The sequence below is a fragment of the Dethiosulfatarculus sandiegensis genome, from assembly GCF_000931935.2.
GTDB classification, from domain to species: Bacteria; Desulfobacterota; Desulfarculia; order Desulfarculales; family Desulfarculaceae; genus Dethiosulfatarculus; species Dethiosulfatarculus sandiegensis.
In genome coordinates this window covers 1-19,419 of record NZ_AZAC01000024.1, presented here as the reverse complement: position 1 = coordinate 19,419, position 19,419 = coordinate 1, and the positions used below count along the sequence as shown (strand labels likewise).

The following is a 19,419-nucleotide window of genomic DNA, read 5'->3' as shown; positions in this document are numbered from 1 at the left end:
TAAAAAACCCTATGATTGCGGGGAGTAAGTGAAGTTTCTCAAGCGACTCTTCCAGCGGGAACAAGCTGAGGACCGGCTCTTCGTTCTGGGCCTTGACGGCGTGCCGCTGACTTTTCTGACCAAAGCGGCCCATAGCGGGGTGATGCCCAATCTGGCCGGCGTATTGCAAAGGGGCGTTTCCATACCCCTTGACTCTGTGGTGCCCACAGTGAGCACAGTGGCCTGGGCTAATTATGCCACCGGAGTAAATCCCGGGAAACATGGTGTATTCGGTTTTGTAGACCGGCACCCCAATCCCTTTTCAGTACATATTCCCTCTTCAAACGATATCAAGGTTCCCACTTTATGGGAATACCTTAGCAGAGCCGGCAAAATGGTGGGAGTGGTTAACCTGCCCCTCACCTATCCGCCCAGGCGGGTCAATGGGTTCATGGTCGGCGGTTTTCTGAGCCCGGATTTGAGCAAGGCCACCTATCCGGTGGAGCTGGCCCCCAAGCTTATGGAAAAGGAATACCGCATCGACGTGGACACCAACCTTGCTTTTGAAGACATGGACGCCTTTATGGCGGATTTGCACACCACCATGACCAGGCGGTTTGTGGCCTGCTTTGACCTTATGCGCTCCTTTAGCTGGGACATATTCCACCTGCACGTCATGTCAACCGACCGGCTCAATCACTTTTTGTGGAGTGACCAGATCCTCGGCACCGAGGAAGGCAACCGGGATTTCTTTGGCTTTTATCAGAAGCTGGATTCCTACCTGGGAGAACTTCTGGAGCAGCTTCCGGACGGCTGCCGCCTGGCCCTGGTAAGCGACCATGGCTTTGCCTCCACCCGGGCCCTGGTTTTTTTAAACCAATGGCTGGAGGAAAACGGCTATCTCCATTTTGGCAAGGGGCAAAAAGAACTTTTGACCATGCTGCCGGACAGCCGGGCCTACAGCCTGGTGCCGGGCAGGGTCTTCGTAAACCTGGAAGGCAGGGAGGAAAGGGGCACAGTGCCCCAGGGCACCGAGTATGAGGACCTGCGCCAGGAGCTTATCCACCGAATTTCCGGAATCAGCCATCCGGAGACAAACGAGCCCTTGATAAGAAGGGTCTACCGCAGGGAGGAGCTCTACTCAGGCCCCCACCTGGGGAAGGCCGCGGACCTGATAGTGGAGCCTAATCCGGGTTTTGACCTGAAAGCCAACCTCAATGTCCCTGCTGTCCTCGGCCCTGCCAATCTGCCGGGCATGCATGTCAGGGAAGGGGCCTTTGTGCACTTGACCGGCATCAAAGATCCCCCCAAAAGGGAGACGCTCCCGCGTCTGGAAGATCTCACCGCCACCATTATGGAATTGTTGAATGTTGCAACCCCTCCGGGACTCGACGGGCATTCCATTCTATAATAGGGGTTAAGAGGTCTTTAAAAAACCGGCTGCCTGCCGGAAAAGACGTGTCAAGGAGGGGAATATGCATAAGGCCATGCTCTGGGACAGCCTTGCCCGGGAAAAGGTTAGGTGCAGGCTCTGCGCCCACGGTTGCCTGATAAAGGAGGGCGGGCTGGGGTTGTGCCGGGTGAGGGAGAATAAAGGCGGCGAGCTGTACACCAGGGTGTGGGGAAAGCCCGTGGCCGCAAACCCCGACCCCATTGAAAAAAAACCGCTTTTTCATTTTCAACCCGGCACCCGGTCTTTTTCCATTGCCACCATTGGCTGCAACTTTCAATGCGGATTTTGCCAGAACTGGGATATCAGCCAATTTCTGCGGGAAAGCGGGGATTCAATTCCCGGCGGCTCTTCCGGAGGGAAAGTCGCGCCGCCCGAGGTTATTGTGAATCAGGCCCTGGAATACGGCTGTTCATCAATTGCCTACACCTATACCGAACCCACGATTTATTTTGAATATGCCTTTGACATCATGAAGCTGGCGGTTCAAAAGGGCCTTAAAAACGTTTTTGTGAGCAATGGTTATCAATCCGCCGATTGCCTTGAGGCCTGCCGGGGGCTTTTGCACGCCGCCAATGTGGACCTGAAAGCCTTTAGTGACGATTTCTATAAAAATCAGTGCAAGGCCCGTCTTCAACCTGTTTTGGACACCCTGGTCCGTTTAAGGGAGCAAGGCGTCTGGCTGGAGGTTACCACCCTTTTGATCCCGGGGATGAATGACAGTGACCTTGAGCTGAATCAGATCGCCGGTTTTTTGGCCGCTGATCTGGGGAGTAGTGTGCCCTGGCATGTCAGCGCCTATAACCCCCGTTACAAATATGTGGAAAAGGGGCCGCCGGCCACGCCGTTGTCTTCTTTGGAAAGGGCGCTTGAGGCAGGTGAAAGGGCGGGGCTCAAATATGTTTATGCGGGCAATGTGCCGGGACACGACAGTGAGAGCACCTATTGCCCCGGTTGCGGCCAAGTGCTGGTGAAAAGAAGGCTTTTCAGCATTATGGAGAACATCCTTAAGGACCGGGCCTGCCCCCATTGCGGGGCTGAAATAAAAGGGGTGTGGTCGTGAGCAACCCCCACCCTGGGCAGGGTCATCGCCAGAGGCTTAGGGACAAGTTTCTGGCCCACGGCTTGAGTAAATTCACCGATGAGGAAGTGCTTGAGCTTCTGCTCACCCTGGCCACGCCAAGAAGGGACTGCAAACAGCAGGCCCGGCAGCTGTTGAAGCTTAAAGGCAACCTACAGGGGGTGTTGGACTCGCCGGTGGAGGATCTGGCCTCAGTCAAAGGGATCGGCCCTAAAAATGTGTTGGGGCTTAAGCTGGTTCCCCAGGTGGCCAGACGCTACTTGGAAGACGGTATTTTGAATCAGCCCAGCCTTTCCGATCCCGCCCAGGTGCTGGATTATTTGCGTTTCACCATGCGCTCTTTGCAAAGAGAGGTCTTCCGGGTGATCTACCTGGACAAAAGGCAGCGGGTGAAGGCGGTGGAGGATATGGCCGAAGGCACTTTGGACCAGGCTGTGGTATATCCCAGGGAGTTGGTGGCCCGGGCCCTGGCCACCGGGGCCGGGGCGGTAATCTGCGCCCACAACCACCCCTCGGGCGACCCCACCCCCAGCCAAGCGGATAAAGACCTTACCAGAAGGTTGTTTTATGCCTGTCGGGGAGTTGAAATAGATCTTCTTGATCATTTGGTGGTGGCAGGAGACCGCATATACAGTTTTGCGGACCAGGGTCATATCAGGGCCCTTTTCCGGGAACACCGGACCTTGAATTTATAAGTCTTTTAAAGGATGGAAAATATGTTGGAAAAGGCTCGCGAAAGGCTGATTTTCGCCTTGGATGTGGATTCAGCCGAGGAGGCTGAACTTTTGGTGCGCATGCTGGCGCCGGAAGTGGGCGTGTTCAAACTGGGGCTGGAGCTTTTTGTCTCCCAGGGCCCCCAGATGGTTGAACGCCTGCGCAGGGCCGGGGCCAACGCCATTTTTCTGGATCTCAAGCTGCATGACATTCCTGCCACCATGCGGGCCGCGGCCAAGGCGGCGGCCAGGATGGGCGTGGACCTGCTTACCTGTCACTGCGACCAGGTGGGAATTTTTGACGGGTTGGATCTGGGCCGCACCAGGCTTTTGGGCGTTACGGTCCTGACCAGCTTGGGGACTGAGGATCTCTTGGCCATGGGCTATCCCGAAGAACTCTCCGACCCGGCCAGGCTGGTGGAGAAAAGGGCGCGCCTGGCCATTGACGCGGGCTGCGCCGGAGTGGTGGCCAGCGGGCACGAGGCCGCCGCCATGAGAGAACTCTTGGGCCCGGAAGCCCTGGTGGTCTGCCCCGGCATCAGGCTCGGCGGCGGCGAGGACAACCCGGACGACCAGAAACGCATCATGACCCCCCAAAGGGCCATTGCTGCGGGAGCTTCCCACATTGTGGTGGGCAGGCCTATCAGAAAGGCTGAAGACCCGGTGGCGGCAGCCCGTAAAATTGTGGAGGGAATTGCCCAGGGGCTGGCTTAGGCCGGATCGGCCTTTCGGATATAATTGTATACTGATGTAAAGTATTTGGATGCTATTTCTCCAGTATCTTGACGGGGTGCTTTTACCCTGGTACGATTTCCGAAAATACGTGTGAGTGTATTATGGCCGAGGTAATCGACCTTGACGGTAAAAAGCGGCAGCATGAAAAAGACCGCCGCGAAAAAGCCAAAAAGCGTGCGGTCGCTGTGGCCGGCGCCCTGACCTGTGGATTGTGTCCGCACCGTTGTGCCCACTGTGGTCTTCCCATAAAAGACCAGGTGAACCTGCCTGCGGAGCTTAACTTTCCCTTGTGTGGGATCTGTCTCGAAGAGTACCAGGCCTACAAACGTAAAGAAAACGGAGAAAAAGGTCGGGAAGCCTTTTGGCACACAGAACAATGGTTTGCCACTTGGCGCACTTGGCTCGAATACATGCGGACCAGCGACGAATTCCGGCGTTCGCCCGCCTTTTTAAAATTGATTCACGATAATAAGATTTAGGAGATACAAATGTTCGGCGGATTGGGTGTTCCCGAGCTTCTTATAATACTGGTGATAGTGCTTGTGATTTTTGGCGCGGGTAAGCTGCCCCAGATCGGCGGCAACCTGGGTAGGGCCATTAAGAACTTCAAGACCGGTGTAAAAGAAGAAGAGCTTACCGACAAAGAGGAAAACACCGAAAAGATCGAAAGCAAAGCCGAGGAAAATTAGCCTTTAACCTGTTTTAATTGCGATTCTTTTCATTTATGTAAAGCCATCCGAACACCGGCCTTGCCTGCGCAAGGCTGGTGTTCTCTTTTTGAAGTTGATGGTTAGGACTTGACAAAATCTCCAGTTTAGGGAAGTTTATGGCCATAGGCGTAGGCGTCCTTTTAGGGCTTAATAGGGAAGACGGTGAGAATCCGTCACGGTCCCGCCGCTGTATCCGGGGAGCATGCCCGCAGGGAATTTATTCCAGTCACTGCCTTTTTTGGGGTGGGAAGACGTGGAGCATGGGATGATCCGGGAGTCAGAAGACCTGCCCGCCGTTTAGTCCGAGGCTTTTAACTTTGCCGGCGAGGACCGGTGCCTGCGTTCGGATACAGATAAGACCAGGCGTAAAAAGTCTCTTTTGGGGAGACCAAGGGAATCAGGGTGCAATCCCCCCAGTCCATTACATGGGCCGGGGGTTTTTTTTGCCCTTAAGGAGTTGGAGGTAAACACGTCATGTCCCGGATGGTTGCCAGACCCAAACGCTTGGGTGAACAGGTTACGGATTTTTTGAGGGAGATGATTGTAAAAGGCGAACTTTCCCCGGGCTACAGGCTCAAAGAGGAAGAAGTGGCCAGGGTGATGGGGGCCAGCCGCACCCCTGTACGGGAGGCCTTGCACAGGCTTGAGCAGGAAAGTTTTTTGATCCGCAGGAAAAAGGGTGGCTATCTGGTTGGGGATATCACGGATAGGGACTTGAAAGATGCCTTTGATCTTAAGTGTGTTCTCATGGAACAGGCCCTGAAAAAAGTGTTGGAGCGGGCCGGACGCCGGGAAATTCTGGAGCTTAAGTCCCTGTTCATGGTCTGGTCCAGGGCAAGGTCCCAAAACGATCCTCATGCCAATGATCAGGCGGAAGAGGCCTTTGTTGAAGAACTTTGCCGGGTCGCTGGATCCAGGCTCCTGGCCAGACTTTTAAATGAACTTTCTCAAACCCTCACCCAGTTTGAGGCTGCCCTGCCGAAAGGTGACTGGATCCGTGAGGCCGGATTTCTGAATGGGCAAAGCATTTTTCAAAGGCTAAGTTCAGCTGCTTGCGAAAGGGGCTCTTTACGGGTCCGGGATCGCCTTTGGGAAGAAGATTTTGAGGGTGAACGGGCAATAGGCTGATCAGATGCGCCTGTTCATCGAAAGGCCGGGCTTTCAATGAAAGTAACCAAGTGTCTTCTAAATAAAAAGGAACCCACGGCAGGCAAAAACGCGGGTCCGAAGATCTGGCATTACACTATCTGGCCCAATCTGCTTTCTATTTTGGATGAAAAAGAGATAAAACCTCTTACTCTCTTTTCCCGCCTGCCCGAGGAGATGCCTTCCGCCTGGTTTTCCATTCACCCGGACTGGGAGTTGACTGTGCGTAAATCCATTCCTGATCCGGTAAGCGGTGAAATGGTCGGCCCCTTGGGCCGAAAGGCCCTTGTGCGCATGGGTTGTCCGGTGGCCAGGATTCAGGTTGATCCGGAGCTGCCTTTTGGTAGTTGGACCAGGTATTCACCCTTAAGTGGGCTGCCGAAATATGTTAAGCGCAAGATAAAGAACCAGGCTAAACGATTTGGGGCCAGACGTGGGGACTGGCGGGTTTTGTTTGCCCCGGTCTCCAGTGAGAACTGGATGGCCGTAGAAGTTTACCAAGATAAGAACTGGATAGATCTGGAAGATTTCTTGCAGGATGCGGAACCCGAATTGACCAGGGAGGCCAAGAAGGCCCTGGCCGGTGTTTGGGCGGTTTGAGGTTGCTTTAAACTTTTGATGAAACTTTTCGGGGTGTTGAGGGAATCGGGCAACGCCTTGCAAGAAGGCGTTGCCTTTTTTATAAGATCAGTGCTTAAAGGCCCTCTGGCCGGTAAAGACCATGGCTGTGGGCGGGTCGGTCTCGTTGCAGGCCTCAATGGATTCCCAGTCACGCATGGAGCCGCCGGGATGGGCAATGCAGCTCACCCCCTGGGCCAGGCCCACGTCAACTCCGTCCCGGAAGGGGAAAAAGGCGTCTGAGATCATGATGGATCCTGTAAGCCCGGCCTTGGCTTCTTTGGCTTCCTGATCGATCGCCTCTTTCAGGGATGCTTCTTTGGTCCCCCGGGCGATCTCAGCCAAAAGAATATCGTATTTAAGGCCGTGCTTTTCCCAGGCCAGGCGATTTTGATATTTGGAGTAGGCCTTGTCAACCGCAATGCGGGCCACGCCCACCCGGTCCTGCTCTCCCGTGCCTATGCCCACGGTGCAGCCGTCTTTCACATAGATAACCGAGTTTGAGGTGACGCCCTGCTCCACGGCCCAGCCAAAGACCACGTCTTCCAGCTCCCTTTGGGTGGGCTTGCGTTTGGGTTCATATACCTTGCCCTGGTGCTCTGAACGGGCGGGCAGAAGGTCTTCCGGGGTCTTGATTGGGTTCACGCTTGAGGTCTGCAAGACCATTCCGCCATCCATCAAGGACTTGATATCCAGGAACCGGGCGTTTCTGTAACGGGCCAGCTCATCCATGCGCGGTATGCGCAAAATGCGAAGGTTTTTGCGCTTTTTCAGAATATCCAGGGAGCCTTCCTCATAGTCCGGGGCGGCGACCACCTCCAGGTAGAGGTCGTTCATCATCTCGGCCGCTTCAACGGTCACGGGCCGGTTCAAGACCGCCGCACCGCCAAAGGCGGCGATAAGGTCGGCCATAAAGGCCTTGTGATAGGCCTCGGCTATGTCTGCGCCCATGGCTGCGCCGGAGGGGTTGTTGTGCTTCATGATCGCCGCGGCCGGGCGGTCGGTTAGGTAGCGCAGAATGTGCAGCGCGCCGTCCACGTCGGTCAGGTTGGTCTTGCCGGGGTGCTTCCCCGCCTGGAGCATCTGGCTTTCATCCAGGCCGCTCACCAGGCCGTTGCCTGCCTCTATAAGCTCAACATCCCCCACAGTGAGCCCGCCCTTGACCAGCTCGTAGAGGGCCGCCTCCTGGCCCGGGTTCTCCCCGTAGCGCAGGCCCTTTTCCACCAGTTCGCCCTGGCTGTCCGGCAGTTTCCAGGTGCGTTTTCTGTATACCAGCTCTGTTTCACCCACTTTCAGGGTGACTTCAGAAGGAAAATGATCATCCATAACCGTACGGTATTGGGCCTTTATATCGCTCACAAGGAAAACCTCCCGCTGTGTGGTCCCTTAGAAAATCGTTTTGTATTAACCGATCTCAAATTCTAACAGTCCCCTTGAAAGACCGTCCACGGATTTTTGTCTGATTTCATGGCTATTTTAGAACCGTGTGCGGCGATGCGTCGGTTTCTATTCAAAGCGAAGCGCCTCGATGGGGTCCAAAAGCGAGGCCTTGCGGGCCGGGTAAAAACCGAAAAACACCCCCACGGCTGCTGAAAAGCCAAAAGCCAGCAGGATGGAGGTGGAGTTTATGATGGCCGGCCACTGGCTCATGGAGGCGATCATAAGTGAACCGCCCACCCCCAGAATAACCCCTATCAGGCCGCCGATCAGGGAAAGGACAACCGCCTCTATGATGAACTGGGCCAAAATGTCCCTGGCTGTTGCCCCCACGGCCATGCGCAGGCCTATCTCCCTGGTCCTTTCGCTGACCGAAACCAGCATGATGTTCATGATGCCTATGCCGCCGACCAAAAGGGAGACCGAGGCCACGGCCATGAGCAGAAGCCCCATGGCCTCGGAAGAGCTGGCCCTGGTGTTCAACATCTCGGCCAGGTTCCTCACCCTGAAATCGTCTTCCTTGCCCGGCAGGATTTTGTGCCTTATGCGTAAAAGCTCGGCCACCCTTTCCTCCACCAGGGTGACCAGGTCCGAGCTGGCCGCCTGCACCACTATGCCGTTCACCCTGTCACCGCCAAGATACCTGCCGCCCAGGACCCTTTTCTTGGCCGTGCTAAGGGGGATGAAGACCACGTCATCCTGATCTCCGTGACCGGTTTCGCCTTTTTTCTCCAAGGTGCCGATCACGGTGAAGGGCACCCTTTTGACCCTGATGCTTCTGTAAAGTGGATCTTCGCCTGGGAAAAGGTTATCCGCCACAGTCTGGCCCAGGATCGCCACCTTGCCGGAACTTTTGATCTCTTCCGGGGTGAAGGTGCGGCCTGTATTTATTTTCCAGCCCCTGGCGTTCAGGTATCCCTGTTCAACCCCATAGGCAATGGTGCCCCAGTTCAGGTTCCCGGCGATTATCTGGGCCGAGCCGCGCACATAAGGGGTGGATTCCACCACTCCGGAGACATTGTTCAATATGGCCTTGGCGTCTTTACCGGTGAGGGTGGGCAGGGTGCCCGAGCCCCCCCGCACCCCCTTGGCCAGACTGCTTCCCGGGTGCACCATCATGATATTGGCTCCCAGGCTTTGGATAAGATTCTCCACCCTGGCCTTGGCCCCGTTGCCCACGGCCACCATGACGATCACAGCCGAAACCCCGATTATTATGCCCAAGGTGGTTAGCACGCTGCGCATGGTGTTGGCGCGCAGGCTGCGCAGGGCGTCCATAAGCGCGTCAAACATGGTGGCTCCTTTCAGAGGCCGCCTGGGCGGGTTCACGATTAATTTCGTCTTTAACCAAAGCACCGTCTCTGAACCGTATGAGCCGGTGGGCAAAGGTTGCTATCTCGGGCTCATGGGTGACCAGCACAACGGTCATACCCCTTTGGTTCAGTTCCTGGAAAAGGGCCATTATTTCCCGGCCGGTCTGGGTGTCCAAGGCGCCGGTGGGCTCGTCGGCCAGAATTATCTTGGGGTGGTTCACCAACGCCCTGGCAATAGCCACCCTTTGCTGCTGCCCGCCCGAGAGCTGGGAAGGCTGGTGATCCGCCCTTTCCCCCAGGCCCACCATTTTGAGCACCTCTTCAGCCCTTTTCAGTCGCTCCTTTTGGGGGGTGCGACCATAGCGCAGGGGTAAGGCCACGTTATAGAGGGCGCTGGTCCTGGCCAGGAGGTTGAAGTTCTGAAAAACAAACCCCAGGCTTTGGTTGCGAACCTTGGCCCTTTGCCTGCCCTTCATGGCCGAGACCTCCTCTCCGTTCAGCAAAAGCCTTCCTCTGGTGGGGGTGTCCAGACAGCCCAGGAGGTTCATAAAAGTGGACTTGCCGGAACCGGAAGGCCCCATCACCGCCAGGAATTCGCCCGGAGCAACCGTTAAACTCACATCCTTAAGGGCGTGCACGGTCTGCGGCCCCACCTGGTAGTCCTTGGTCAGGTTTTCCGCTTGGTATATGTATTCACCGCTCTGGCGGCTCATTTTATTGCCTCCCTGTGACAACGGTGAGTCCGGCCCGTAAACCATTTGCCCTCACCTGGCTGAAGGCATCGTCGGTAACACCGATCATGACCTGCCACGCCTTCAAGCTTCCGTCCGGCTCCAGGCTGTAGATCTTCCCCGGTCTGGACTGATTGGTTGCCTTTTGGCGGGCAAGCTGCATGTATTGGTCCTTTTGGGCGGGGGTGAGTATCTGCAAGATGGCGCTCTCCAGTTTTTGACGAAGCGCGGCCCTTTTTCTGCTTCCCGCGCCGGGCCCGAAACCAGTGCCCCCTTGTCCCGCCATCTTTTTCTTTAAGCCGGACAAAGCCGTTTTCAGTTGCTGTATTTGTTCGCTGCTTAGCTCAAGGGCTTGGGATAAACGGGCAATGTGCTGATTTTGGCGGTTTTGCATGCGGTCTTTGCCGTTGGGCTCGTTTGCGGAACCTTGGGCATTGATGATCGCAGCACCCTTGGGCGGTTGGAAGCGCAAGGCCGCATTAGGCGCCGCCAAAACCCGGGGGCGCTTTTTCAGAATGATCTTCACCTCCGCAGTCATACCCGGCAAAAGGCTCAAATCCCGGTTTTCCGCCGCGATTATCACGGTATAGGTAACCACGTTCTGCACCGTGGTGGCGGCCTTTCTGATCTGTTTCACCGAGCCTGTGAACTTGCGGTCGCCAAAGGCGTCTACTGTAAAGATCGCATCCTGGCCCTGGCGGATGTTGCCGATATCGGTTTCATCCACAGATGCCGCCACCTCCATTTCCCGCAGATCCTGGGCTATGGTGAAGAGCACAGGCGCTTGCAGACTGGCGGCCACGGTCTGGCCCACATCCACCTCCCGGTTGATCACCACTCCGTCCACAGGGGAGCGGATGATGGTGTGCTCCAGGTCAACCTTTCTGCTTTCAAGGGCGGCCTGCTTTAAGCGGACCTGGGCCTGGGCTTCCTTGATCTTGGCCTTTTGCGCCTCCAAAGCGGCCTGCCTGGCCCTTACCTGGCTCTTGGCCGCCCTTTCCTGGGCCTTGGCCTGCTCAAGCTGGGCCTTGGTTTCCTGAAAGGTGGTGAGGTCCTGGTCATATTCCGTCTTGGCAATGAAATCCTTTTTAATCAGGGCCTCGCTGCGGGCAAGTTCCAGTTTGGCGTTTTGTAAGGATGCCTGGTTCTTGGCCACTGCGGCCCTGGCTGCCAGCAGGTTTGATTCGGCGTTTTCCAGATTTGCCACAGCGCCCTTGACCTCGGCCTCCTGGGAAGAGACCTTGGCCTTGTACAGATCCAGCTCGGCCTGGGCCTGGCGCAGCTTGGCTTCATAATCCAGGGGATCGATCCTGGCTATTATCTGGTCCTTTTTGACCGGCGAGTTGTAATCAACCATAAGTTCCGAGACCTGCCCCGAGATCTGGGAACCCACATCCACGGTCACCACTGCGTTCAAGGTGCCGGTGGCCGAGATGCTTTTCACCAGGTCTCTCTGCTCCAGTTTGGCTGTGCGATAGGCGGCTTTGGCGGATTGGTCCCCGTTTTGGCTGAAAAAGAACCCTGCTGCTGCTAAGAGTATCACCGCCAAGGCGGCCAAGATGTATTTGCGCATGATAGTCCTCATCTTTCCGCGGTTAATTCCGAGAGGGGGGCCGGTTCGCCGGTTGCGTATTCCAGGGCGGCCCAGGCCTGGAGATGACTGTAAGTTGCCTGCACCAGAGCGCTTTGGGAGGTGGTGTAAAGCACCTGCGCGTCGCTCAGCTCAACTATATCGCTTTTGCCTGCCTGGTAACGGCCTTCGGCCTGGTTCAAGTTTTCCTTGGCCTGGGCAAAGGCGATTCGGGCAGTGTCAACTGCTTCGTAGGCCTCCCTAAGGGCCAGGAAGGATTGGTTCACCTGCCTGGTTACGGTGAGTTCCTCTTGCTTCAAAAAGGCGTCCAAGCGCCTGATCTCCGCCCTGGCCTCGCTTTCCTGGCCGGAATGCCTTAACCCGGTGAAGATGTCCCAGTTAAGGGTGAGACCGGCCTGCCAGGCCCTGTCTTCCATATCCGGGTTGTCGTCTGAAAAGGAGTAGGATCCCGAGGCCTTGAGAGAGGGCCAGTAATTGCCGGTCACAGATTCCAGTCCGGCCCGGGCCGCTTCTATCTTGGATTTGAGCTGGGCCAGGTCTTGTCTGGCCTCCAGGGCCCTTTGGCGCAGGGATTCGAGATTGTCCGGCGGTTTGGAGCCCTTGCCCACCTCGGCCAGTTCATATTCCCCTGCCACAGGCGGGCCGCCCATGAGGTTTTCCAGTTCAGTCAGGTTGTTTTTAAGAGAATACCTGGCCTGTAAAAGGGAGAGCTTGGCCTGGGAAACCTCGGTCTGCCCCTTGGTAAGGTCTATGCGGGGCCTGAGCCCCTGGTTGTATAGCGCCCGGGATTGGGCCAGATGCTTTTCCTTGGCCTTCAGGGATTCTATGTTCACCCGAACCAGGTGCTGCTTTTTTAGAACCTCCAGATAGGACACCTTTACATCCCGGCACAGGGCCGAGGCCACGTCGCTGAGTGACTCGCGGCTGGCATCCAGGTTTTTTCGGCTTTGTCCGATCTTGCCTGTGGTCTGGCCAAAGTCATAGATAAGTTGGGAGGCTGTGGCTCTGGCGGCGTAGTCGTCATAGGCTGAATCGTTTAAACGGCCGGTGCTGCCGGGGGAATAACTGTACCTGCGGTCATAGCCCGAGGAGACCGAGACCTGGGGGAGATAACCGCTTCTGGCTTGGGTGACCCGTCCTTGGGCCGCCTCCACCTCGCTCTGGGAGATGGTTATGGCCGGGTTTTTGGTGAGCGCCAATTTAACGGCCTCATCCAGGCTGATCACCGGTTTGCCCGTAGCCTGGGCAGGCAACCCGGCCAACAGGGAGAGAACACCGCTTAAAAAAATAAATACTCGCAGGTTGGGCTTCATGGCAATGCTCTTTTATTGAATTTTAGTGAAAAGGGGCGATGCTTAAACCGAATTCAGATCACAAAAACCGCTCCGGCCATAAGGAATCCCCCCTGCTTCTCGTAAAAACGTCACCCACTTTACTGCAAAACCCGGGCCTGAGGGGTGTTTATTGTATAAATTAATTAACTATTTGAAATTTATATTTGAATTAGGAGACGGTTAAAGGTCTGCCAAGGCTCAAATGCATAAAACCTATGCACCTTCATTTAGGGGCGTATAAAAAATTCTCGCCTGCCATGGGGCTGTTTGCAACCTCGCCAGAGTAAAATCAAGGCAGGATAAATATACGCCCGCAGACCTTGAAAAGACACTCGCGTAAAAGCCCGCGGCATGTGTGGACAATGGAACCCCCCTGTGGTACAAGTCCTGATGCAGCAAGAAAAAAAGGGCGATTAGCTCAGTTGGATAGAGCGTTGGCCTCCGGAGCCAAAGGCCGTGAGTTCGAATCTCGCATCGCCCACCAGAAATAGAACCCAATATTAATTGGTTAGGACCCTACCTGGTATACAGGTAGGGTCCTTTTTTTGTCGGATTACTGGGCAATTTTATACTTTTTGCTTTAATAAATGAATTATATTGTTTTTTCTGCCAATTGACTTACCGCCGATATCACCTGCCACATGAAATGAAACAGCGCATGGCCATTGGAAAACATGGGACCAACGTAGGACTATTGTAGGACTAACGGGGGCTTATGCAATTTGGGGCCGCCACCTGCCGGGCAAAAAATGAAATCAAACACTTTTGCAAAAAAGGCCATTTCTGTCACACGAAATGAGGATTTTTCAGCCTACCCAGACACTGCTTTAGACCGAAATAACAAGCCGTTGGCTTGATGTGGCTGGTTAGATGAAGGTTATAGTTCACTGCACGATCTTTAAGGCAAACTTTAACAATACCATTTTGACGAATAACCAATGAAGACAAGCTGTTGTGTCTGGTGGCCGAAAGGCGAACCTTAACACCTTTTTTGGTGTTGAAAGGGCCTGTTTTACCTGCTCAAGGTTGCGGCTTGCTGTTAATTATCCAGGCGAGTTGCATCTCGAATGGTCGATATTTGGGGTAACGCTAGCCACGAAGGTAGCGTTACCCTGTCCAGTTCTCATCGTTGCCGTTTAGGTCAGGCAGCATCCTTGCCGCACGCTCTTGGGCATCTGATAAGACGTGACTATAGACATTTATCGTGGTGCTGAGGTTTTTGTGGCCAAGCTGGTACTGCACAGCCACGGAATCGGCACCTGCCGCCAGCACTTCCGTAGCGGCAACATGCCGCAGATCACCATGTTTTATACTTTTGACACTTCGTCACGGGGTATTTAAAGTTGGCATAACAAGCATAATCGGCGCGCTCTTGAGCAAAATCGCAGAGGTCATTTAAATCCGTGTCGCCTTGGACCTTACCCCATCCGCAGCGTTGCGCGTTGTAGTAGCACACACTGATGCATCCATGCTCATAGCGGCTGTCCCTCGATTCGTCTATGGTGCCGATTCCCCCGTTTACGAGATATTCAGCTTTTTCGTTTTCGCCGGCAATACCAAACTGGCAACACGCCATAAGCAGCAACAAGGCAACGATTGGAAATGTGTACCGTTTATTTATTCCAGTCGCCGTCATTAATATTAAAATGATAATAATGCACAATGATTTACCGGGCCCTATCTGCCGGAGCCATTGCGTCGGTTATCGTCATGGCGTTTATTTGCTTTTAAGTTTGGCCTTCACAAAAGCCGAACAATAAAACTCATCCCACTCAGCTACAAGTTCGTGTGTGCTGTTGAATCCGTTTATATCGGACATCTCGACTATTACCGGATCGTAACCGCCTGGTCCTCCAATATATATCCTGGCCGTATTGGCCAAGTCGCCGCGCTTTCTCTTGGCCTGCATGCAACTGAACGGAGCTGTTGCCTTTACCTTTTTGAAAACGTAACCAGTGCCGGTTTCCGCATCGATTTTTTCCATACTCAGGTTGTGGTTTTCCAATGAAACGTTGTTCAGGATGATATGGACCGAAGTTATGTTGTTCTCTCCGCCCATGTAAAAAATGGTTCCTCCTTCGGCAGAGGCCGGACGTGCCGCGCCCAGGTAGACCACCTGCACCAAAACCATCACTGTCAGCCAACAAAAAACTACTTTCATGGTCCTCACTCAGTTTCCCAATATACGGTTTACAAAAGCTTCGTGACAGCCAAAGCAGGCTTGCTTCGCGGTGGCATCAATCCCCTACTATTGTAAAGCTGCACTCCATCCTGTCTGAGCCGTCCTTATACCTGCTTTTGACCGTTATGTGCTTGCCGTACTGGTAAACCGTCACCCAGCCGTGGGCACCCACATCCACCCTGCATTCATGGTTATCTATCTCTTTTCCGGCATGGGCGCCCATCAGGCGCACATAGACTTTGCCGCCCTCGCCTGGGCAGCATTGGTGTTCCCCAACGTAAATTGTCCAATTATTGCCGCCTATGTTGCCGCGACGAAAATTAACGGAAATGGAATAATGAGCCTTGTTATGAACGCATGCGGCCTGGGCCGGGTCCGCGCCTTTGATTACAAAAGCTAGGACCCCAAAAAACAACAGTGCATGACAAGCCATGGTTCGCAATGCATTCTCCATTCTGTTACAAATCACGCGTATTTTTTGCGCTTAAGCCTATTGAAGTGTCGGCGATCAAAAAATGAAGAGGGAAGCCCTTTCCAAATAGAACTGCCGCAGCAAATTTGACGATCGCTTTTTGGCTCCCGTTTCAGTTTGCGTAATACAATCTTCAATACTTAAGCTATTAATATCCGTGCATTGAGCAAGTCAAGGGAAGGTGGGAGGCTATTTAGCGAACGGAGCCAAGATTCTGGCAAGCGGTCATAATAAGCGTCACACGAATTGACTGGTCACTGGTTTTAACAAGGTAATTGCTTGGGAGAACCGCCCGATTACAAGGAAAGACGTTTTCTAATTTGAGGGGTGAGGCGGCGGCTCACAATGCAGGACTCAGCCATGCCTGTCAGGTGCAGTTTTAGTCTGTTGACCGGAATTGGTTCAAAAGTCTCGACCTGCTCAAGGTTAACGATCATCCCCCGGTGGATGCGCGCGAACTGATCTTCTGGGAGTAGCTTCACCCACTGCTCCAGGCTGCGCCAAACCGCGCCGGAGACACCGTCAATGGAGTGTAAAACAGTGAAGTTGTCGTTTGCCGCGATCAGGCATAAATTTTTTAGGGCAAGCCAGCGGCGCTTTTTGCCATCTTGAACCAGGATAACGTCATCCAAATGCAGACGTTCAGAAGAGGTTTGCAGCGGTCGCTGTCTTTGCCTCTTCCCCAGCCTGCGGATGCTTTTGGCCAAACGATCCTCGGAGACGGGCTTAATGAGGTAGTCTAGAGCGTTGACTTCAAAAGCCCGGAGGGCATATTCATTAAATGCAGTGACGAAAACCACGGCTGTTTCTTCATCCAACTTGGGCACCAAGTCGAAGCCGCTTTCACCAATCAATTCAATATCCAAGAAAACTACCCCAGCCCTGGTTTCTTTGATCAGCCTCTCCGCCATGGCCACAGAGTCGGCCTCGCCACGGATATCGATCCCGGGAAAAGACTCCAGCATACGTTTTAAAAGCCGTCTTGCTTTGGGCTCATCATCCACTATGACCACACCCAAATCATTCATCCCGGAATTCCTCCCGCGCTGGGAAAACGATTTGGGCGATCACCCACCCGTCTTCTTTTTTTATCTCCAAAGAGCCCTTCGAACCATAATGGTGGGCAAGGCAGCGCTGCACATATTCCAAACCCAATTGGGTGCCCGTCTGGTGGCCGCCGGATTGGCCGGGTTCAAACCAGATGCCTGAGTTGGCCACTGTGAATAGGCATTTTCCATTGACAATGTTCGCGCTAATTCGAATCTTCAATGGCCTGGCGCCTGATCTACGTCCGTAATTAATCGCGTTTTCCACCACCGGCTGGCCGATAAAAACCGGTATGCGCACCTCCCGAGCCTCCGTATCCATCTGTAAACTCGTCTCCAACTGATCCTCAAATCGGATTTTTTGTACCCGGAGATACTTTTCAATGCGGTCGAATTCCGCGGAAACCGTGGATAATAGTTCGGAACGGCGGGCAAGACAAGCTTGGTAGAAACCAGCCATGGCCCGGGTCATATCCACCCCGTCTTCAGGGGCGGTCATTATGATTTCCTGTAATGAATTAAGGGCGTTGTATAAAAAATGAGGATTAACCTGGTAACGAAGCATCTCAAGCTTGGTTCTGAGTAATAGGTTTTCCGTTTCACGAGCGCGTTCGGCCTTTTCCTCTGCCTCCCTCAATTCGGTTACGTCTTCCAAACTGCCGTGAATCAATTTAATTGCCCCCTGGGCATCCAACTCGGCGCGGGCGTGTAGAACCGATTGCAACCGGACCCCGTCCTTACGGATGATCTCGCAATCAAAACCGCCAACCTCTCCTTCCAAACGGAGCCGTTCCAACAAGCGCTCACGCAAGATGAGATCGGCATAAAAATCAACCGCGCTTTCGCCGACAAGTTCCTCGGCGCTAGGCACACCCAGCAGCTCGGCCAATCGAGGATTGGCTGCCAGTATGACTCCATGGCTGTTGGTCTGGAAAATACCCTCCACTGAGTTCTCAAATATTCCGCGGTACTTACGTTCGGCCTCCTCCAAAGCGCGATAATTCTCCTGGAGCCTGGCGGCCATCTGGTTAAGATCATGGGCCAGATCGCCCACCTCATCGTGGGAGTCCAAAATTAAACGCTCCTCCAGACGACCTTGGCATATGTCTTCGGAGAATTCCCGGCAACTTTCTATTCTTTTGACTACCGGAGCGGTGAGCATTGATATGAGGGCTATCAACAGGGCGATGGTGACAGCCACCACAACCAGGGTAATTTCTTCCAGCAATCTCACCGGCGCGAGTATCTCGGCCATGGGCTGCGAAACCAGCATTGTCCATTGTGGGGCTCTCAGCTGAGCAAGGGCGGCGAGGTGATCCCCTTTTGAATCGCGGTAGTGGAAGATGGATCCATCTCTTTTTCCGAAGGATGCTTGAAGCTCGCTAGGCGGCGGTGAATACTGTTCCCAATGGGTAGGGGCTTGAAGCTTAAGGCCTTCGGGCGGCACCGCAGGCAAAGAGGAATCGAAAAAATAGATTTTTTCTTTTGGCGCCAGGGTGTGGAGTTTAAGCACCTCTTCGCTGAGGCGCCCCATATCCACGCCAGCCCGCAGAATACCCAGCACCTCTCCCTGGTGACGAATCGGTGCGGTGATTGGCACCAAAGGTCGATCGTCGGCCACGCCCATTAAGGTATGGCCTATGTTCGCAATCCCGGCAAAGCCCGCCTTCGCGCTGGGCCGCTGGCTGACGACATTGGTGCAGTAGGGCTGATACACTCGGATGGGGTTGTCGCTGGCCACGCATTCCCCACTCTTGTGGATCAGATAGATGCTGGAATACGGCTCCCGGGCCACCACAGCGGAGAAATAATCATCAAACTCGGACAGCAACCTAGTATTTTTATAATTTCGGGCGGTATTGACGACTAAGGGCATGGCCGCCCAGTATTCAAACTTGCGCAATTCGGTGTCGAAACGAAGCTGGATGGACTCCGCCACCAGTACGGCAGTTCCCATCAGACGCCGCTTGGCCCTCCATTCAAGTTCATTGGAAGCGAATAGATACATCAGGGCCGAAGAGATCAGCGATGCGGCTATAACAATGGTCGGCAATATCAGTATTAGCTTGGTTCTGAGCCTCATGCCCCCCCCTCAACCGGCGGAATCTTTTTGGATAGGATAAATTGCGAGGCCTATAAGGGGAATTTAATTAATTGTTCAAAATCTACATTGATTTTTGATAAAAGGTCAACTGATTGTCCTGGTCCAAAATGGAATTATGCAAGGCGCCGTGTGATTAGTCCTCTTCGCCGCCACTTCATAGGTTGGCAGCGTTAGCAGCTTCCAGCGCCGGTAAAGCGCCAGGCTCAGGATTAGCCAAGTGCCCCGGTGACGGGTCCTTGTTGCCAGCCTTGGCCCTGTGCGCGTAGACGCTCTCCAGTCGGGATGGTGCCGGATAGGCAGTGTGGAGATCACGGAATAGATACCATGCGCCCTACCAATGATTGATAATTATGGCGCAACTGATTGTCCGGTCGAGCCGTTGAATCGTTTGCCGGGCCCAAGCACTTTTGGCTTATTTTACCATCGGTCTTGCTACAAGTTTTCCAAGCACACAAAAAAGCGCCCTTGAATTTCATCATTCCTTTGGCCACCCCCGGCAAACGGTACCAGCGTAAAGTAGAGGAATGCGGCATAATATATACGCATGTATGGAGTTATTTTGCCGTTAATAAGACCAAGTTCACAGATGAGCAGATAACGTTTGCGTTGCGCCACGCCTAGACTGGCACTCGTGTAGCCGAGGTATGCCGCAAGATGGGGATCAGCGAGGCCACGTTTTACAATTGGAAGAAGAAGTATGGCGGTTTTGCCGTGGCCGTTTCGGGTGTTGCCGCTTTTGGCTTCCGGCTTCTTACCTTTCTCGCACCCCAGGTGGTG

General features: G+C 54.1%; 18 protein-coding genes, 1 tRNA gene, 1 pseudogene and 1 riboswitch. Of the genes and pseudogenes, 10 read left to right on the top strand and 10 right to left on the bottom strand.

What is annotated here, in order from left to right; genetic code table 11:
* Positions 1-28: 28 nt before the first annotated feature.
* The 8 genes from X474_RS15850 (at position 29) to X474_RS15815 (ending at position 6,414) form a co-directional block, all read left to right on the top strand.
* Complete coding sequence (locus tag X474_RS15850) at positions 29-1,390, top strand: alkaline phosphatase family protein (protein ID WP_044350266.1); 1,362 nt, start codon at positions 29-31, stop codon at positions 1,388-1,390.
* 64 nt (positions 1,391-1,454) lie between these two features.
* Positions 1,455-2,492, top strand: coding sequence for an AmmeMemoRadiSam system radical SAM enzyme (gene amrS / locus X474_RS15845; protein ID WP_044350265.1), 1,038 nt, complete (start codon positions 1,455-1,457; stop codon positions 2,490-2,492).
* The gene (radC, locus tag X474_RS15840) at positions 2,489-3,205 is read left to right on the top strand and encodes a RadC family protein (RefSeq protein ID WP_044350264.1); all 717 of its coding nucleotides are present in this window, start codon (positions 2,489-2,491) and stop codon (positions 3,203-3,205) included. The genes amrS and radC overlap by 4 nt, the downstream gene beginning before the upstream one ends.
* A 21-nt stretch (positions 3,206-3,226) precedes the next feature.
* Positions 3,227-3,937 (top strand): orotidine-5'-phosphate decarboxylase, encoded by a 711-nt coding sequence (pyrF, locus tag X474_RS15835; RefSeq protein ID WP_052515287.1) that lies wholly within the window; start codon positions 3,227-3,229, stop codon positions 3,935-3,937.
* A gap of 122 nt (positions 3,938-4,059) precedes the next feature.
* Positions 4,060-4,437 carry a hypothetical protein gene (locus X474_RS15830; protein WP_044350260.1) on the top strand — a complete coding sequence of 126 codons (378 nt, stop codon included), beginning with the start codon at positions 4,060-4,062 and terminating at the stop codon, positions 4,435-4,437.
* A gap of 9 nt (positions 4,438-4,446) precedes the next feature.
* Positions 4,447-4,647 carry a twin-arginine translocase TatA/TatE family subunit gene (gene tatA, locus X474_RS15825; RefSeq protein ID WP_044350259.1) on the top strand — a complete coding sequence of 67 codons (201 nt, stop codon included), beginning with the start codon at positions 4,447-4,449 and terminating at the stop codon, positions 4,645-4,647.
* 134 nt (positions 4,648-4,781) lie between these two features.
* Positions 4,782-4,976: riboswitch (cobalamin riboswitch) on the top strand.
* Positions 4,977-5,142: 166 nt separating this feature from the next.
* Positions 5,143-5,796 (top strand): GntR family transcriptional regulator, encoded by a 654-nt coding sequence (locus tag X474_RS15820; protein ID WP_044350258.1) that lies wholly within the window; start codon positions 5,143-5,145, stop codon positions 5,794-5,796.
* A gap of 36 nt (positions 5,797-5,832) precedes the next feature.
* A complete protein-coding gene (locus tag X474_RS15815; RefSeq protein ID WP_044350257.1) occupies positions 5,833-6,414 on the top strand; it encodes a hypothetical protein in 582 nt (193 codons plus the stop codon).
* A gap of 87 nt (positions 6,415-6,501) precedes the next feature.
* Here X474_RS15815 and X474_RS15810 read toward each other — a convergent pair whose 3' ends face one another.
* The 5 genes from X474_RS15810 to X474_RS15790 form a co-directional block, all read right to left on the bottom strand.
* The gene (locus X474_RS15810; protein WP_044350256.1) at positions 6,502-7,791 is read right to left on the bottom strand and encodes an IMP cyclohydrolase; all 1,290 of its coding nucleotides are present in this window, start codon (positions 7,789-7,791) and stop codon (positions 6,502-6,504) included.
* Between the two features lie 147 nt (positions 7,792-7,938).
* Positions 7,939-9,162, bottom strand: coding sequence for an ABC transporter permease (locus X474_RS15805; RefSeq protein WP_044350254.1), 1,224 nt, complete (start codon positions 9,160-9,162; stop codon positions 7,939-7,941).
* The gene (locus X474_RS15800; RefSeq protein ID WP_044350253.1) at positions 9,155-9,895 is read right to left on the bottom strand and encodes an ABC transporter ATP-binding protein; all 741 of its coding nucleotides are present in this window, start codon (positions 9,893-9,895) and stop codon (positions 9,155-9,157) included. Before X474_RS15800 ends, X474_RS15805 begins: the two co-directional genes overlap by 8 nt.
* A gap of 1 nt (position 9,896) precedes the next feature.
* The gene (locus X474_RS15795) at positions 9,897-11,486 is read right to left on the bottom strand and encodes an HlyD family secretion protein (protein WP_044350252.1); all 1,590 of its coding nucleotides are present in this window, start codon (positions 11,484-11,486) and stop codon (positions 9,897-9,899) included.
* A gap of 8 nt (positions 11,487-11,494) precedes the next feature.
* On the bottom strand, positions 11,495-12,817 hold the full coding sequence (locus X474_RS15790) for a TolC family protein (protein ID WP_044350251.1): 1,323 nt from the start codon (positions 12,815-12,817) through the stop codon (positions 11,495-11,497).
* A 428-nt stretch (positions 12,818-13,245) separates the two neighbouring features.
* On the opposite strand from X474_RS15790, the gene X474_RS15785 reads away from it, so the two are divergent.
* A tRNA-Arg gene (locus X474_RS15785) sits at positions 13,246-13,322 on the top strand.
* 623 nt (positions 13,323-13,945) lie between these two features.
* Here X474_RS15785 and X474_RS27295 read toward each other — a convergent pair.
* The 5 genes from X474_RS27295 to X474_RS15760 form a co-directional block, all read right to left on the bottom strand.
* Positions 13,946-14,134: a tyrosine-type recombinase/integrase gene (locus tag X474_RS27295; protein ID WP_353743136.1), complete on the bottom strand. Its 189-nt coding sequence runs from the start codon at positions 14,132-14,134 to the stop codon at positions 13,946-13,948.
* Positions 14,135-14,555: 421 nt separating this feature from the next.
* Complete coding sequence (locus tag X474_RS15775) at positions 14,556-14,999, bottom strand: hypothetical protein (protein ID WP_056009642.1); 444 nt, start codon at positions 14,997-14,999, stop codon at positions 14,556-14,558.
* A gap of 76 nt (positions 15,000-15,075) precedes the next feature.
* Entirely contained in the window at positions 15,076-15,453 is a 378-nt protein-coding gene (locus X474_RS15770) for a hypothetical protein (RefSeq protein WP_156360798.1), read from the bottom strand.
* Between the two features lie 335 nt (positions 15,454-15,788).
* Positions 15,789-16,520: a LytR/AlgR family response regulator transcription factor gene (locus tag X474_RS15765; RefSeq protein WP_044350246.1), complete on the bottom strand. Its 732-nt coding sequence runs from the start codon at positions 16,518-16,520 to the stop codon at positions 15,789-15,791.
* Complete coding sequence (locus tag X474_RS15760; RefSeq protein ID WP_052515286.1) at positions 16,513-18,621, bottom strand: histidine kinase; 2,109 nt, start codon at positions 18,619-18,621, stop codon at positions 16,513-16,515. The genes X474_RS15765 and X474_RS15760 overlap by 8 nt, the downstream gene beginning before the upstream one ends.
* A 555-nt stretch (positions 18,622-19,176) precedes the next feature.
* Here X474_RS15760 and X474_RS25665 point away from each other — a divergent pair.
* Positions 19,177-19,419: pseudogene (locus tag X474_RS25665) on the top strand (transposase); the annotation flags it as partial.